This window comes from Streptomyces sp. SLBN-118, assembly GCF_006715635.1.
GTDB lineage: Bacteria > Actinomycetota > Actinomycetes > Streptomycetales > Streptomycetaceae > Streptomyces.
Genome location: NZ_VFNP01000001.1, coordinates 3240674 through 3255221, shown reverse-complemented (window position 1 = coordinate 3255221; position 14548 = coordinate 3240674). Strand labels below are relative to the sequence as shown.

The 14548-nt window shown below is 68.8% G+C and carries 17 protein-coding genes and 4 tRNA genes; 14 read left to right on the top strand and 7 right to left on the bottom strand.

The annotated features are described in order from the left end of the window. Positions 1 to 14 precede the first annotated feature (14 nt). Positions 15 to 503 (bottom strand): YajQ family cyclic di-GMP-binding protein, encoded by a 489-nt coding sequence (locus FBY35_RS14730; protein WP_142214233.1) that lies wholly within the window; start codon positions 501 to 503, stop codon positions 15 to 17. Between the two features lie 195 nt (positions 504 to 698). On the opposite strand from FBY35_RS14730, the gene FBY35_RS14725 reads away from it, so the two are divergent. After that, positions 699 to 780 (top strand) — tRNA-Tyr (locus FBY35_RS14725). A gap of 89 nt (positions 781 to 869) precedes the next feature. Here the strand turns inward: FBY35_RS14725 and FBY35_RS37110 are convergent. The 3 genes from FBY35_RS37110 to FBY35_RS14710 form a co-directional block, all read right to left on the bottom strand. Then, the gene (locus FBY35_RS37110; RefSeq protein WP_260848617.1) at positions 870 to 1076 is read right to left on the bottom strand and encodes a hypothetical protein; all 207 of its coding nucleotides are present in this window, start codon (positions 1074 to 1076) and stop codon (positions 870 to 872) included. A 426-nt stretch (positions 1077 to 1502) separates the two neighbouring features. Then, the gene (locus FBY35_RS14715; protein WP_142214232.1) at positions 1503 to 2159 is read right to left on the bottom strand and encodes an NAD(P)H-binding protein; all 657 of its coding nucleotides are present in this window, start codon (positions 2157 to 2159) and stop codon (positions 1503 to 1505) included. Between the two features lie 91 nt (positions 2160 to 2250). Further along, entirely contained in the window at positions 2251 to 3483 is a 1233-nt protein-coding gene (locus FBY35_RS14710; RefSeq protein WP_142214231.1) for an amidohydrolase family protein, read from the bottom strand. Between the two features lie 239 nt (positions 3484 to 3722). On the opposite strand from FBY35_RS14710, the gene FBY35_RS14705 reads away from it, so the two are divergent. The 8 genes from FBY35_RS14705 (at position 3723) to FBY35_RS14670 (ending at position 8546) form a co-directional block, all read left to right on the top strand. Beyond that, positions 3723 to 3795 (top strand) — tRNA-Thr (locus FBY35_RS14705). A 46-nt stretch (positions 3796 to 3841) separates the two neighbouring features. Next, positions 3842 to 3914, top strand: a tRNA-Met gene (locus FBY35_RS14700). Positions 3915 to 4003: 89 nt separating this feature from the next. Beyond that, on the top strand, positions 4004 to 4168 hold the full coding sequence (gene rpmG / locus FBY35_RS14695; RefSeq protein WP_003956487.1) for a 50S ribosomal protein L33: 165 nt from the start codon (positions 4004 to 4006) through the stop codon (positions 4166 to 4168). 85 nt (positions 4169 to 4253) lie between these two features. After that, positions 4254 to 4706, top strand: a complete 453-nt coding sequence (locus FBY35_RS14690) for a MaoC family dehydratase N-terminal domain-containing protein (RefSeq protein WP_142214229.1) — start codon at positions 4254 to 4256, stop codon at positions 4704 to 4706. Beyond that, the gene (locus FBY35_RS14685; RefSeq protein ID WP_142214228.1) at positions 4706 to 5134 is read left to right on the top strand and encodes a MaoC family dehydratase; all 429 of its coding nucleotides are present in this window, start codon (positions 4706 to 4708) and stop codon (positions 5132 to 5134) included. The genes FBY35_RS14690 and FBY35_RS14685 overlap by 1 nt, the downstream gene beginning before the upstream one ends. 148 nt (positions 5135 to 5282) lie before the next feature. Then, a complete protein-coding gene (locus FBY35_RS14680) occupies positions 5283 to 5843 on the top strand; it encodes a TetR/AcrR family transcriptional regulator (protein ID WP_186356934.1) in 561 nt (186 codons plus the stop codon). A gap of 78 nt (positions 5844 to 5921) precedes the next feature. Then, positions 5922 to 7364 (top strand): MFS transporter, encoded by a 1443-nt coding sequence (locus FBY35_RS14675; protein ID WP_142214227.1) that lies wholly within the window; start codon positions 5922 to 5924, stop codon positions 7362 to 7364. Between the two features lie 126 nt (positions 7365 to 7490). After that, entirely contained in the window at positions 7491 to 8546 is a 1056-nt protein-coding gene (locus tag FBY35_RS14670; protein ID WP_142214226.1) for a UDP-N-acetylmuramate dehydrogenase, read from the top strand. Positions 8547 to 8567: 21 nt separating this feature from the next. Here the strand turns inward: FBY35_RS14670 and FBY35_RS14665 are convergent, their stop codons facing one another. Beyond that, a complete protein-coding gene (locus FBY35_RS14665; protein WP_142214225.1) occupies positions 8568 to 9200 on the bottom strand; it encodes an NAD(P)-dependent oxidoreductase in 633 nt (210 codons plus the stop codon). An 89-nt stretch (positions 9201 to 9289) separates the two neighbouring features. Here FBY35_RS14665 and FBY35_RS14660 point away from each other — a divergent pair, with 89 nt between their 5' ends. Beyond that, the gene (locus FBY35_RS14660; protein WP_142214224.1) at positions 9290 to 9886 is read left to right on the top strand and encodes a TetR/AcrR family transcriptional regulator; all 597 of its coding nucleotides are present in this window, start codon (positions 9290 to 9292) and stop codon (positions 9884 to 9886) included. On the opposite strand, the gene FBY35_RS14655 is transcribed toward FBY35_RS14660, so the two are convergent. Together FBY35_RS14655 and FBY35_RS14650 are read right to left on the bottom strand one after the other, a co-directional pair. Continuing rightward, the gene (locus FBY35_RS14655; protein WP_142214223.1) at positions 9876 to 10931 is read right to left on the bottom strand and encodes an adenosine deaminase; all 1056 of its coding nucleotides are present in this window, start codon (positions 10929 to 10931) and stop codon (positions 9876 to 9878) included. The genes FBY35_RS14660 and FBY35_RS14655 overlap by 11 nt on opposite strands. Positions 10932 to 11065: 134 nt before the next feature. Beyond that, positions 11066 to 12292 (bottom strand): pyridoxal phosphate-dependent aminotransferase, encoded by a 1227-nt coding sequence (locus FBY35_RS14650; protein WP_142214222.1) that lies wholly within the window; start codon positions 12290 to 12292, stop codon positions 11066 to 11068. A 169-nt stretch (positions 12293 to 12461) separates the two neighbouring features. On the opposite strand from FBY35_RS14650, the gene FBY35_RS14645 reads away from it, so the two are divergent. The 4 genes from FBY35_RS14645 (at position 12462) to rplK (ending at position 14491) form a co-directional block, all read left to right on the top strand. Then, positions 12462 to 12534, top strand: a tRNA-Trp gene (locus FBY35_RS14645). A gap of 109 nt (positions 12535 to 12643) precedes the next feature. After that, complete coding sequence (gene secE / locus FBY35_RS14640) at positions 12644 to 12931, top strand: preprotein translocase subunit SecE (RefSeq protein WP_142214221.1); 288 nt, start codon at positions 12644 to 12646, stop codon at positions 12929 to 12931. Positions 12932 to 13006: 75 nt separating this feature from the next. Beyond that, on the top strand, positions 13007 to 13894 hold the full coding sequence (gene nusG / locus FBY35_RS14635; protein WP_142214220.1) for a transcription termination/antitermination protein NusG: 888 nt from the start codon (positions 13007 to 13009) through the stop codon (positions 13892 to 13894). A 162-nt stretch (positions 13895 to 14056) separates the two neighbouring features. Then, positions 14057 to 14491: a 50S ribosomal protein L11 gene (gene rplK, locus FBY35_RS14630; protein ID WP_142214219.1), complete on the top strand. Its 435-nt coding sequence runs from the start codon at positions 14057 to 14059 to the stop codon at positions 14489 to 14491. Positions 14492 to 14548 lie beyond the last annotated feature (57 nt).

Here is a 14548-nt window from a genome sequence, read left to right as displayed (position 1 = left end):
GTCAGGCCACCTGATCAGCGGTAGTTCACAAACTGCAGCGCGAATTCGAAGTCCTGCCCCTTCAGCAGCGCCTGCACGGCCTGCAGGTCGTCCCGGCTCTTCGAGCTGACCCGCAGCTCGTCGCCCTGGACCTGTGCCTTGACGCCCTTCGGGCCTTCGTCGCGGATGATCTTCGCAACCTTCTTGGCGTTTTCCTGGGAGATGCCCTCCTCGATCGAGGCGAAGATCTTGTACTCCTTGCCGGACAGCTGGGGCTCGCCCGCGTCCAGCGCCTTCAGCGAGATCCCGCGCTTGACCAGCTTGGTCTGGAAGACATCGAGGATGGCGGCGACGCGCTCCTCGGAGTTGGCCTGCATAAGGATCTTCTCGCCGGACCAGGCGATCGAAGCTCCGACGTTCTTGAAGTCGTAGCGCTGGGAGATCTCCTTCGCGGCCTGGTTGAGGGCGTTGTCGACCTCCTGCCGCTCGACCTTCGAGACGATGTCGAAACTGGAGTCGGCCATGTCCTGTGGCTCCTTGTATCGGGTGCGTGGAGTCGCGGCCGGAAGACCCCGGCCCGCACCCGCAAGCCTAGCCACCCACACCGGCCCGGAGGGCTGATCAATCCGGTGGTGGAGCACCCCTGGGCATCGGGTATCGTTTACGTCGTTGCCACGGAGCACCGCCCAACAGCGGTCCCTCCCGAGGCGACATCCCATGGCGGTGTGCCCGAGTGGCCAATGGGAGCGGACTGTAAATCCGTCGGCTTAGCCTACCCAGGTTCGAATCCTGGCGCCGCCACGCGATAAAACGACCCCTGATCTGCGGAAACGCGGATCAGGGGCCGTTGTCGTGTGCGCCGCTTCAGGGGGCCACTGTCTCGCTCTGGCTCACCCACTGGTGAAGAACTGCCTGTCCGCCGTGACGCGGGAACGGCCGGACTCAGCCCGGAACGCCGGAACGAGCAGCGGCGCCCTCAGTCGGCCGGCCGGAACGCGAGCTCGATCTCCCTTGGACGGGTCCGGCTCGACGCGGGGGTCGGTCAGATACGACTCCAGGCGGCAGGCCCACCGCTCAGCGCCGTCGACCACCGTCATGTCCCACTCCAGACCCTCCCGGTCAGCCCAATCCCGTACCGCTGTGACGACCCCGAACAGCTGGTCGGGGATGACCGGTATGGGCGACCGTCACATAGCGGCCGGGCGGCAGCACAGCCATGCCGATGTCGCCTTCCGGCTCCGGCATGGACACGACCGGTACACCTGCCTCGACCTCCGACTCCCCTTCCATGTCGATGCTGTTGAAGCGGAAGAAGGGGGCTTCCGGTCAGTTCCACGCCGCGGCTGGTCAGCCAGCCGTACAGTTCCGGCAGCCGGTCGGCGATCGCAGCGAAGGCCTCCATCCGTACGGTTCCGCGGACGAACGCGTAGAGCTGTTCTCCGCGCTCCCTCAACGTGGGGTGAATCGCTGGCGTGTGTTCCTCATGAATTCAGAACGGACCTGCGGACCACATCGCACCTGACTCAGTTTCCGGCGACGTCCTTCACCGCGACCGTCACCGGAACCGAGCCGCTGATCAGCTCCAGCGTCAGCCCCGCCGTGGCTGTTGTCTCCACCAACTCCGCGAGCACCGCCGCCACATCGTCACGCGGCACCATCCCGCGCCCGGTCGACGCCTTCAGCTGTACGAGACCGGTACCCGCGTCATTCGTCAGTGAGCCCGGCCGCAGAATCGTCCAGTCGAGGCGCCGCCTGGACCGTACGTCCTCGTCCGCCGCGCCCTTGGCCCGCAGGTACACGTCGAACTCGCTGTCGCCCGCGTGCTGGGCGTCCGCGCCCATGGAGGAGACCACGATGTACCGCCGTACTCCTGCTCGTTCGGCCGCATCGGCGAACAGCACCGCCGCGCCCAGGTCCACCGTGTCCTTGCGCGCCTTGCCGCTGCCCGGACCCGCGCCCGCCGCGAAGACGGCGGCGCCGGCGCCCTGAAGCACCGCGGCGACCTCCTCGGCCGAGGCCGCCTCCAGGTCGAGCAGGACCGGTTCGGCACCGGCTTCACGCAGGTCGTCGCCCTGCTCGGGTCTGCGGATGATGCCCGCGACCTCGTGCCCGCCCGCCGACAGCAGCCGTTCGAGACGGCGTGCGATCTGACCGTGTCCTCCAGCGATGACGATGCGCATGACTACGACGGTACGTCCGAAGCGCCCGGCTTGCTCAGGGACTCCTGTTGTTACGACGTCGAATGCAGCTGTCAGAGGGGCATGGGAGACGTCAGGGGCAGGTGTCCGGCCGCCCCTGGCGGGGCAGTTCGAGTGCGACAGCGGCCGCCGAGTCGCAGTACTCCCGTACCGCGCTGGTCCGCGCCACCACCCGGCCGCGGTGAATCACGATCCGGCTGTACGCCAGTGAGAGGACCCCCGAGATCCGCTCGCCGCGCACCGCAAGCAGCTCGGCCGGGAAGCCTGCCTCCACCCGTACCTCCGGCAGCCCCATGGCCTGCCGAGCCACGCCCGCCACCGTCCCGTACGCCTCACGTGCCGCCATCCCGCCCTGCGAGGCCAGCAGATAGGCGGCCTCCAGCGGATCGCCCCGGCCCACCGGATTCGAGACGTCCCGCAGCGCTCCGCTGCCCGCCGCGACCCGAACCCCGGCGGCGCGGAGCAGGCGCACCGGTGCGTTGCCCTGCAGCTCGACGGCACCGCAGCCACCCTGGGGCACGCAGATCACCGTGACCCCGGCCGCGGCCAGCTGGTCGGCCGCCCTCGACGCCACATCGCGCGGCAGCCGGGCGAGCCCCGCGCACGGCCCGATCGCGACGCCGGGCCGCAGCCCGCCCGCCATCGCCGCGAGCCGGGCGAGCCGGGCCGGGTCGTCGCCGTGGGTGTGCAGATCGACGGGGCAGCCGTGTTCGGCGGCGACTTCGAGCACGGCCTCCGCGTACCCGGTCGGATCGGGGTCCGAGTCCGGGCAGCCGCCCACTACCCCGGCGCCCATCTTCACCGCGTCCCGCAGCATCGCCAGGCCGTCGGCGCCCGCGATTCCCGTGAGCAGTCGGGGCACCGCCACGGCCGTCAGATCCGCGAGCCCGCGCAGCGAGCGCCGCGCCTGGAGCACCGCCTCGAGCGGGCCGAGCGCGTGCACGTCCCCGATCCGTACGTGCGAGCGCAGCGCGGTCGCCCCGTGTCCCAACTGAAGCAGCGCGGCCTCGGTGGCACGCCGTTGGACGTCCTCGGTGGCGTACGAAACCGGCCCCAGGGAGTCGGCGGTCAGTGCAGTGTCCCCATGGGTGTGCGGGTCGGCCGGTGCGGGCAGCAGCAGGTAGCCGCTGAGGTCGACGCGGGTGGTGTACGGGGTGAGGCTGCCCGCCGTGCCGACGGCCTCGATGCGTCCGCCGCTGAGCCGTACGTCCACGGTGCGGCCGTCGGTGAGCCGGGCGTCGCAGAGCAGCAGAGCGGTGGTGTCCGCAGTGGCGCCGTCGGGTGGCTGCGGCTGGCTGTCGGGCATCGCGCTCCTGGGTGGGGCGGTGGGGCTCGGGCGGCGTGACGGAAACAAGATCACAAAGACAAGATCACGCAGCGTGAGTCGAGCCTAGGGGCGCGCCGAGCGCGCTTCGGGGAGGAGCGCAATAGTCGTACCGGTGTGGTCACGAGTGGCGTACGGGACGGACGGGACTCAGGCCGTGCGGAGGGCACCGAAACGGATTTGGGCGATCGGCGAGGGACCGTGTAATGTCTTCATCGCTCGCCCCAATAGCTCAGTCGGTAGAGCGTCTCCATGGTAAGGAGAAGGTCTACGGTTCGATTCCGTATTGGGGCTCTGATGTCGGGGATCCTCACCTCCCGGTGAGGAGATCCGGTATCGCAGCGGTGTAGCTCAGTCGGTAGAGCAAGCGGCTCATAATCGCTGTGTCACCGGTTCAAGTCCGGTCACCGCTACACACAGTAGCCGATTGCGGGGTCGGTCCTCCGATCGGCTACTCTTTTATGCGTTCATCCGTTCATCCGTCCGTCCAAGGAGCACTCACGTGGCTGCCACCGACGTCCGCCCGAAGATCACGCTGGCCTGCGTGGAGTGCAAGGAGCGGAACTACATCACCAAGAAGAACCGGCGCAACAATCCGGACCGTCTTGAGATGAAGAAGCACTGCCCGCGCTGCAACTCGCACACGGCGCACCGCGAAACGCGCTAATCAGGCTCGTATACGAGGCCGCCCCCGACCCGGGGGCGGCCTCGTGTCGTTTGTTGAGGTCCATCTGTCAGGAGGGAGCCAGTCCATGGCGCTCGACCAGTCCTTCGTGGGGCGGACTTATCCGCCCACCTCGCCCTATGAGGTAGGCCGGGAAAAGATCCGCGAGTTCGCCGAGGCGGTGGGCGACGCCAATCCCGTATACACCGACCCTGATGCCGCCAGGGCACTCGGCCACTCCGATGTGATCGCGCCGCCGACTTTCGCCTTCGCGATCACTTTCAAGGCGGCGGAACAGGTCATTCAGGACCCGCAGTTGGGGCTCGACTACGACCGCGTGGTGCATCGAGAGCAGAAGTTCGCGTACACCCGGCCCGTCGGCGCGGGGGACCGGCTCTCCGTCACCTCGACCATTGAGTCCATCAAGTCCCTTGCGGGCAACGACGTTGTCGACATCCGTGGCGAGGTGCGCGACGAGGCCGGCGCGCATGTGGTGACCGCGTGGACCAAGCTGGTGGCGCGCGCCGCCGAGGAGGCGTGATGGCTGCGAAGATCTCTTACGCGGACGTCGAGGTCGGCACCGAGCTCCCGGCGCAGAGCTTTCCGGTGACGCGGGCCACGCTGGTGCAGTACGCCGGAGCCTCGGGCGACTTCAATCCGATCCACTGGAACGAGAAGTTCGCCACGGAGGTAGGACTTCCCGATGTGATCGCGCACGGCATGTTCACCATGGCCGAGGCGGTACGCGTCGTCACGGACTGGGCCGGCGACCCGGGCGCGGTTGTCGAGTACGGCGTCCGCTTCACCAAGCCGGTCGTGGTGCCGAACGACGAGAAGGGCGCGCTGATCGAGGTCGGCGGCAAGGTCGCGGCGAAGCTGGACGACAACCGCGTCCAGGTCGACGTGACGGTGATGAGCGAGGGGCAGAAGGTGCTGAGCATGTCCCGCGCCGTGGTGCAGCTCTCCTGAGAGGCCGCGCACCGAGCGCACGGAGACGAGTCCCGAGCGCACGGAGATGCGTAAGGGGCACCCCTCCCTTGGGTGTGCCCCTTACCTGCCCCGCCGGACCTGCTCTCAGCTGTTGACTAATTAGTGATTGGCCACTAACTTAGTCCGCATGGTCAGGATGAGCGCAGAAGAGCGACGCGAGAGCGTCATCCGCGCCGCGATCACCGAGTTCGCGCGAGGCGGCTACGAAGGCACCTCCACCGAGGCGATCGCCAAGCGGGTCGGGGTGTCGCAGCCGTACCTCTTCCGGCTGTTCAAGAACAAGCAGGAAGTCTTCCTCGCGGCGGCGACCCGCTGCCTGGAGCAGACCCGCGATGCGATGGCGGATGCCGCGCGCGGCGTGGCGCCGGAGGATGTGCATCTCGCGATGGGAACCGCGTACAAGCGGCTCCTGGCCGAGGACCCCGACAGGCTGCTCATGCAGATGCAGGTGTACGTCGCCGTGGCCTCGGCCGAGGCGGCCGGGGACCACGAGTTCGGCGAGGCGATCCGGGCCGAGTGGGAGAAGCTCTGGGACTTCTCGCATCTGGCACTGGGCGCCGATGTGCAGGAGACCACGTACTTCCTGTCCTACGGAATGCTCATCAACGTCCTTGCCTCGCTCGGCTTCCCGAAGAGGCATCGGGTCTGGTCGGCCTTCGACATGTCCAAGATTCCGGTGGCGGAGTAGGCGTTCGGGCGATCATGGGTGAGCGCGTCTCTCTGCCCACGAAAGTTAGTCATCGATAACTAACATCAGGGGAAAGTCATGGAACAGAGCACGGCCCGCCGCGGCAGCGCCGCCTGGGCACTCGTCATCACCAGCGTCGCCGGTTTCATGGCGGCCCTCGACAACCTCGTCGTCACCACCGCCCTTCCCTCCATCCGCAAGGACCTCGGAGGCGCGCTGGAGGACCTCGAATGGACGGTGAGCGCGTACACGCTCACCTTCGCCGTACTGCTGATGCTCGGTGCCGCACTCGGCGACCGCTTCGGCCGCCGCAGGCTCTTCATCGCCGGCCTGGCCGTCTTCACCGGCGCGTCCGCCGCCGCGGCGCTCGCACCCGGAATCGACGCCCTCATCGCGGCCCGTGCCGTCCAGGGCGTCGGCGCGGCGATCATGATGCCGCTGACCCTGACCCTGCTCACGGCTGCCGTCCCGGTCGCCCGGCGCGGTGCGGCTCTGGGCATCTTCAGCGCCGTCACCGGCCTCGCCGTCGCCAGTGGACCCCTCATCGGCGGCAGTCTGACCGAGCACATCTCCTGGCAGTGGATCTTCTGGCTGAACGTGCCGATAGGCCTGGCGCTCCTGCCGCTGGCCCGGCTGCGCCTCGCGGAGTCGCACGCCCCCAACGCCCGGCTCGACATCCCCGGCACCCTGCTCGTCAGCGGCGGCCTCTTCGGCATCGTCTACGCCCTGGTCAACGGCCAGGCCGACGGTTGGGGCAGCACCCCGATCCTGGCCGGTCTGATTCTGGGCACCCTGCTGCTGGCCGCCTTCGTACGGCACGGTCTGACGAGCAAGAACCCCATGCTGCCCATGCGGCTCTTCCGGCAGCGAGCCTTCTTCGGCATCAATGCCGCGAGCCTGCTGATGTTCCTCGGCATGTTCGGTTCGATCTTCCTCCTCAGCCAGTTCATGCAGGGAGTCGCCGGGTACTCGCCCACCGAGGCGGGTCTGCGCATGCTCCCCTGGACCGGTATGCCGCTGATCGTCGCGCCCATCGCCGGATTCCTCTCCGACAAGATCGGCGGCCGACCGGTCGTCGCCACCGGGCTCGCCCTACAGGCCGTGGGCCTGGCGCTCTTCGCGCTGGTGCTGGAGCCGGGTGTGTCGTACACCGCGCAGCTGCCCGGCCTGATCCTCGGCGGCATCGGCATGGCGCTGTACTTCGCCCCCGCGGCCAGCGTGGTCATGTCCAGCGTCCGCCCGGCCGAACAGGGAATCGCGTCCGGCGCGAACAACGCCCTGCGGGAGGTCGGCGGAGCGCTCGGTGTCGCGGTCCTCGGCGCGGTCTTCGCCGCCCAGGGCAGCTACGAGTCGCCCCAGGCCTTCACCGACGGCACCATTCCGGCCCTGTGGATCGGTGCGGGCGCGGTGGCCGTCGCGGCCCTGGTCGCCCTGCTGATCCCCGGCCGCCGCCATCTGACACCGGCCGACGCCCCGGTGAGCGCCGAGGCCGTCGAGAAGCCCGCGCCCGTCGCCGTGTGATGCCGCGCGCGTGATCCGTCGCCGTGTGACGCGTAGGGCAGCGGTGTGACGCGTACGGCAGCGGTGTACGCATACGGTCCGTGGCCCCGCCCGAGCGGTGGCGCCACGGACCGTACCCTTGTCCCCGTGCAGGAACTCCACGACGCTCCCCTGGCCCCCCTGACCACCTTCCGGCTCGGCGGCCCCGCGACCCGCCTCGTCACGGCGACCACCGACGACGAGGTAGTCGCGGTCGTACGCGAGGCGGACGCAACCGGCACCCCGCTGCTGATCATCGGCGGCGGCAGCAACCTGGTCATCGGCGACAAGGGCTTCGACGGCACCGCGCTGCGCATCGCCACCTGCGGCTTCGAACTGTCCGGCACCACGCTGGAGTTGGCCGCCGGCGAGGTTTGGACCGACGCCGTCGCGCGAACCGTGGAAGCCGGCCTCGCGGGCATCGAGTGCCTGGCGGGCATCCCGGGCTCGGCCGGTGCCACGCCGATCCAGAACGTCGGCGCGTACGGCCAGGAAGTCTCCAGCACCATCACCGAAGTCGTCGCCTACGACCGCCGCACCGGCGCGACGGTCACCGTCCCGAACGCCGACTGCGACTTCTCGTACCGCCACAGCCGCTTCAAGCAGGACCCCGAGCGCTATGTCGTCCTGCGGGTCCGCTTCGAGCTGGAGGACGCGGGCGGCCTGTCGGCGCCCCTCAAGTACGCCGAGACGGCGCGCGCGCTCGGCGTCGAGGCGGGCGAGCGCGTCCCGGCGGCCGCCGCCCGCGAGACCGTACTGAAGCTGCGTGCGGGCAAGGGCATGGTGCTGGACCCCGAGGACCACGACACCTGGTCGGCGGGCTCCTTCTTCACCAACCCGATCCTCGACCAGGACGCGTACGAGAGCTTTCTCACCCGGGTCCTGGAGCGCCTCGGCCCCGACGCCGCGCCGCCCGCCTTCCCGGCGGGCCAGGGGCGCACCAAGACCTCGGCGGCCTGGCTGATCGACAAGGCCGGCTTCACCAAGGGGTACGGCACCGGCCCGGCCCGGATCTCCAGCAAGCACACGCTCGCGCTCACCAACCGGGGCGAGGCCACCACCGAGGACCTGCTCGCGCTCGCCCGCGAGGTGGTGACGGGCGTGCGCGAGGCCTTCGGCATCACGCTCGTCAACGAGCCGGTGACGGTCGGCGTCAGCCTCTGATCCAAGCCGCCCGGGCTCTTCCTAGTACGCCACGCCCACACCCTGCTTTACCGTCGCGGGATTCTCGACCATTCCCAGCATCGCGTGGGCCACATCTGCACGGCCGATCGTCCTGCCGCTGCTCGGAGTGCCGCCCACAGCCGTCCGGTACGAGCCCGTCAGCGGCTTGTTCAGCAGCCGCGGCGGGCGGACGGCGGTCCAGTCCGTCGTGCTGCGAGCCAATTCGCCCTCCATGGAACGGAGGTCGTCGTACACGGGCTTCAGCAAGGTGTTGATCACCGCGAGCATCGTGCGGTCCAGCACCGGCCGACGCTCGGGAACCGGGCCGAGCGGGGCCGCGCTCACCACCAGCAACCGGCGCGTGCCCTCCGCCTCCATCGCCCAGAGCACCGAGCGCGTCAGCGCCGCAGCGACCCCGGCGTCCGCGCGCCTGCGGGCGCCGAGACCCGAGAGGACCGCATCACGCCCGGCGACCGCCGTGCGCAGCGACTCGCCCTCCTTCAGGTCCGCCCGGAACACCTGGAGGCCGGGACCCGTGATCCCGAATCGTGCCGGATCGCGCACCACTGCCGTCACCTCGTGCCCCGCCGCCAGTGCCTGAGTGACGATCTCCTGGCCGATTCCGCCGGTCGCACCGAAAACCGTGAGTTTCATGGCGCACCCTCCTCGGGTGGTGGGTAAGTATTCACTCACCACTAGAGTGGTAAGTACTCACTCACTCGTCAAGCCCTGCCGGAGGATCCATGCAGAAACCGGCCCGCGCCCGCATCGTCGACGCCGCCCACGAGCTGATGCTCACCCTTGGCCTCGCCCGCACCACCACCAAGGAGATCGCCAAGGCGGCCGGCTGCTCCGAGGCCGCGCTCTACAAGAACTTCGCAAGCAAGGAGGAACTGTTCGTCGCCGTCCTCAGCGAACGGCTGCCCAGGCTGAGCCCGCTGCTGGCCGGCCTCGCCGCCGAGCCGGGGGAGCACTCCGTCGAGGAGAACCTGACGGCGATCGCCCACGAGGCCGCGCTCTTCTACGAGCAGACCTTCCCCATCGCGGCCTCGCTCTACGCCGAGCCGCAGCTCAAACGACGCCACGAGCAGGCCATGCGGGAGATGGGCGCGGGCCCCCACAGGCCGATCCAGGGCCTGGACGCCTATCTGCGGACCGAGCAACAGGCGGGCCGCATCAGCGCCGAGGCGGACACCTACGCCGCCGCCTCACTGCTTCTCGGTGCCTGCGCCCAGCGCGCCTTCGCCTACGACATGACGCAGGGCGGCAAGCCACCCCAGCCCCTCGACGAGTTCGCCGCGGGCATCGCACGCACCCTGCTGCGCGGAATCAGCCGGTAGCCAGCCAGTCGTCGATCCCCGCCAGCATCTTGTCCTTCACCTCGGCAGGAGCCGCCGACGCCCGCACCGACTGGCGTGCCAGTTCGGCCAGTTCGGCGTCCGTGAAGCCGTGGTGCCTGCGTGCCAGTTCGTACTGAGCGGCCAGCCGCAAGCCGAAGAGCAGCGGGTCGTCAGCGCCCAGAGCCATCGGCACCCCCGCCTCGTACAGGGCGCGCAGCGGCACATCGGCGGGCTTCTCGTACACGCCGAGCGCCACATTCGACGAGGGGCACACCTCGCAGGTCACCCCGCGCTCCGCAAGCTTCCGCAGCAGCCGCGGGTCCTCCGCCGCCCGCACCCCGTGCCCGATCCGCGAGGCGTGCAGATCGTCGAGGCAGTCGCGTACGGACGCGGGACCCGTCAGCTCGCCGCCGTGGGGCGCGGCAAGCAGCCCGCCCTCCCGCGCGATGGAGAAGGCGCGGTCGAAGTCCCGTGCCATGCCCCGGCGTTCGTCGTTGGAGAGGCCGAAGCCGACCACCCCGCGGTCCGCATAGCGCACCGCCAGCCGCGCCAGTGTGCGCGCGTCCAGGGGGTGCTTCATACGGTTGGCCGCGACCAGCACCCGCATCCCGAGGCCGGTCTCCCGCGAGGCGCGTTCCACGGCGTCCAGAATGATCTCCAGCGCCGGGATCAGCCCGCCCAGCATGGGCGCGTACGAGGTCGGATCGACCTGGATCTCCAGCCAGCCGGAACCGTCCCGGACATCCTCCTCGGCCGCCTCGCGCACCAGCCGCTGGATGTCCTCAGGGGAGCGCAGACAGGACCGCGCGATGTCGTAGAGCCGCTGGAAGCGGAACCAGCCGCGCTCGTCGGTCGCCCGCAGTTTGGGCGGTTCGCCGCCGGTCAGGGCATCGGGCAGATGGACGCCGTACTTGTCGGCGAGTTCCAGCAGGGTGGCGGGCCGCATCGACCCGGTGAAGTGCAGATGCAGATGAGCCTTGGGCAGCAGGCCAACGTCACGTACACACGGGGGGTTCGGGGGATGTCCCGATGAACTGCGCTCCATTCCAGGATCTTGCCGCAACACGCCGCCCAGGGACAGCCGCTTTCCCCGATCGGGTTCTTGCCCGAACGAAGAAACGGAGCCCACCGACTCCGTCGAGTCGGTGGGCTCCGCGGTCGCAGGACGGGCACAGGACGTCAGTCGCGCGCCTCGGCCAGCAGCTTCTGCAGCCGCGACACACCCTCGACCAGGTCCTCGTCGCCCAGCGCGTACGAGAGACGCAGATAGCCGGGCGTACCGAAGGCCTCGCCCGGTACGACAGCCACCTCGGCCTCGTCCAGGATCAGCGCCGCCAGCTCCACCGAACTCTGTGGACGCTTGCCGCGGATCTCCTTGCCCAGCAGCCCCTTCACCGACGGGTACGCGTAGAAGGCACCCTCCGGCTCCGGGCACAGCACACCGTCGATCTCGTTGAGCATGCGCACGATCGTCTGGCGGCGGCGGTCGAAGGCGGTCCGCATCTCGGCGACCGCGTCCAGCGAACCGGAGACGGCAGCAAGCGCCGCGACCTGCGCCACGTTGGACACGTTGGACGTGGCGTGCGACTGCAGGTTGGTCGCGGCCTTCACCACGTCCTTCGGGCCGATGATCCATCCCACGCGCCAGCCGGTCATCGCATACGTCTTGGCCACACCGTTGACCACGATGCACTTGTCGCGCAGCTCGGGCACCAGGGCGGGCAGCGAGGTGAACTTCGCGTCGCCGTAGACCAGGTGCTCGTAGATCTCGTCGGTCAGCACCCACAGCCCGTGCTCGAGCGCCCAGCGCCCGATCGCCTCGGCGTCGGCCTCGCTGTACACCGCGCCCGTCGGGTTGGACGGGGAGACGAAGAGCACGACCTTCGTACGCTCCGTGCGTGCCGCCTCCAGCTGCTCGACGGAGACCCGGTAGCCGGTGGTCTCGTCCGCCACCACGTCGACCGGGACGCCGCCCGCGAGGCGGATCGACTCGGGGTAGGTGGTCCAGTACGGAGCCGGGACGATGACCTCGTCACCCGGGTCGAGGATCGCCGCGAACGCCTCGTAGATCGCCTGCTTGCCGCCGTTGGTGACCAGGATCTGCGAGGCCTCGACCTCGTAACCGGAGTCGCGCAGCGTCTTCGCGGCGATGGCGGCCTTGAGCTCGGGGAGCCCGCCCGCCGGCGTGTAGCGGTGGTACTTCGGGTTCTTGCAGGCCTCGATCGCGGCCTCGACGATGTAGTCCGGTGTCGGGAAGTCGGGCTCACCCGCGCCGAAGCCGATCACCGGACGTCCGGCGGCCTTGAGGGCCTTGGCCTTGGCGTCGACGGCGAGGGTCGCGGACTCGGAGATCGCGCCGATGCGGGCGGAGACCCGGCGCTCGGTGGGAGAGGTTGCAGCGCTCATACGGCCATCGTCCCAGACGGCCATCCCGCCCGGCACACATGTTTCGAGTTGCGGACAGGAACCGGCTCGAAGCTATCTGTTCGACGGCGGGCCCCCGACCACGTACACTCACTCGTCGTTGGCCCTCACCAACCGCATCTTCGGATGGGGTAGGTTGGGGAAACCACAAAGGGTCGTAGCTCAATTGGTAGAGCACTGGTCTCCAAAACCAGCGGTTGGGGGTTCAAGTCCCTCCGGCCCTGCTACACACACCTTCGCCAGGATGTGTGCGCATGTACGTACATTCAATGAACCGGCCGTGCGGCTCCACCGGGCGCGGCGCGGCCACGACCCGGAATCAGGTGAAAGATCGTGACGGACGCCGTGGGCTCCATCGACATGCCTGATGCCGAGGACGAGGCGCCTGAGTCGAAGAAGAAGGCCCGCAAGGGCGGTAAGCGCGGCAAGAAGGGGCCCCTCGGTCGTCTGGCGCTCTTCTACCGACAGATCATCGCCGAGCTGCGCAAGGTTGTCTGGCCCACTCGAAGCCAGCTGTCGACGTACACCACAGTGGTGATTGTCTTCGTAGTCGTCATGATTGGTCTGGTGACCGTGATTGACTATGGGTTCCAGGAAGCCGTCAAGTACGTCTTCGGCTGATCCCGCGGAGGGCGCCGGCAGCGGCGCCCCTTTCGCATGTTCCACCCCATCTGTATCCAGGAAGAAGCAGCCACCGTGTCTGACCCGAACCTGAACGACGCCATCGAGTCGGCCGAGTCCGTGAAGGACGAGCTCGACATCGTCGAGGCGGCGGACGCTGTGGAGCCGGACCAGGCCGAGGCTGCCGACGCCACCGCCGGTGAGCCGGCCGAGGAGGCCGCGGTGCACGTCGAGGAAGCCGCCACCGCCGTGGCCGAGGTCGACGAGGACGAGGCCGCCGCAGCCGCCGACGAGGAAGCCGCCGACGAGGCCGCCGACATCGTGGAGGAAGAGCCCGCCGCCCCGGTCGACCCCGTTGCCGCGCTCCGTGAGGAGCTGCGCGGTCTGCCCGGCGAGTGGTACGTCATCCACACGTACGCCGGCTACGAGAAGCGCGTGAAGGCCAACCTTGAGCAGCGCGCCGTCTCTCTGAACGTCGAGGACTTCATCTACCAGGCCGAAGTGCCCGAGGAAGAGATCGTCCAGATCAAGAACGGCGAGCGCAAGAACGTCCGCCAGAACAAGCTCCCCGGATACGTCCTGGTCCGCATGGACCTGACGAACGAGTCCTGGGGCGTCGTCCGCAACACCCCCGGCGTCACCGGGTTCGTGGGCAACGCCTACGACCCCTACCCGCTGACCCTGGACGAGATCGTCAAGATGCTCGCCCCGGAGGCCGAGGAGAAGGCCGCTCGCGAGGCGGCCGAGGCCGAGGGCAAGCCGGCTCCTGCCCGCAAGGTCGAGGTCCAGGTGCTGGACTTCGAGGTCGGCGACTCGGTCACCGTCACCGACGGCCCGTTCGCGACGCTGCAGGCGACGATCAACGAGATCAACGCCGACTCGAAGAAGGTCAAGGGCCTCGTCGAGATCTTCGGCCGCGAGACCCCGGTCGAGCTGAGCTTCGACCAGATCCAGAAGAACTAGCTCCTTCAGGGAGTCTTCTGGAACATACGCCTCCGAACAGGTCAGACCGGCTCTCGCGGCCGCTCTGACCTGCTCGGTTTTTGGCCGCACAGCCCCAGCAGTTATCGTTGTGCGGTTGCCCCTTGGGCAGCAGGAAAGACATGAATAGGAAGAGGACCCGGAATGCCTCCCAAGAAGAAGAAGGTCACGGGGCTGATCAAGCTCCAGATCCAGGCCGGCGCGGCCAACCCGGCTCCGCCGGTCGGCCCCGCGCTGGGTCAGCACGGCGTCAACATCATGGAGTTCTGCAAGGCCTACAACGCCGCGACCGAGTCGCAGCGTGGCATGGTCGTGCCGGTGGAGATCACGGTCTACGAGGACCGTTCCTTCACCTTCATCACCAAGACTCCGCCGGCCGCCAAGCTGATCCTCAAGGCCGCGGGTGTGGACAAGGGCTCCGGCGAGCCGCACAAGACCAAGGTTGCCAAGCTCACCGGCGCCCAGGTCCGCGAGATCGCCTCGGTCAAGATGCCCGACCTGAACGCCAACGACCTGGACGCCGCGTCGAAGATCATCGCCGGCACCGCCCGTTCGATGGGCATCACGGTCGAGGGCTGACAGCCCCCGAAAACCTCAGTGGCAGGACCAAGCGCTGGTCCGCACCACGACTCCATA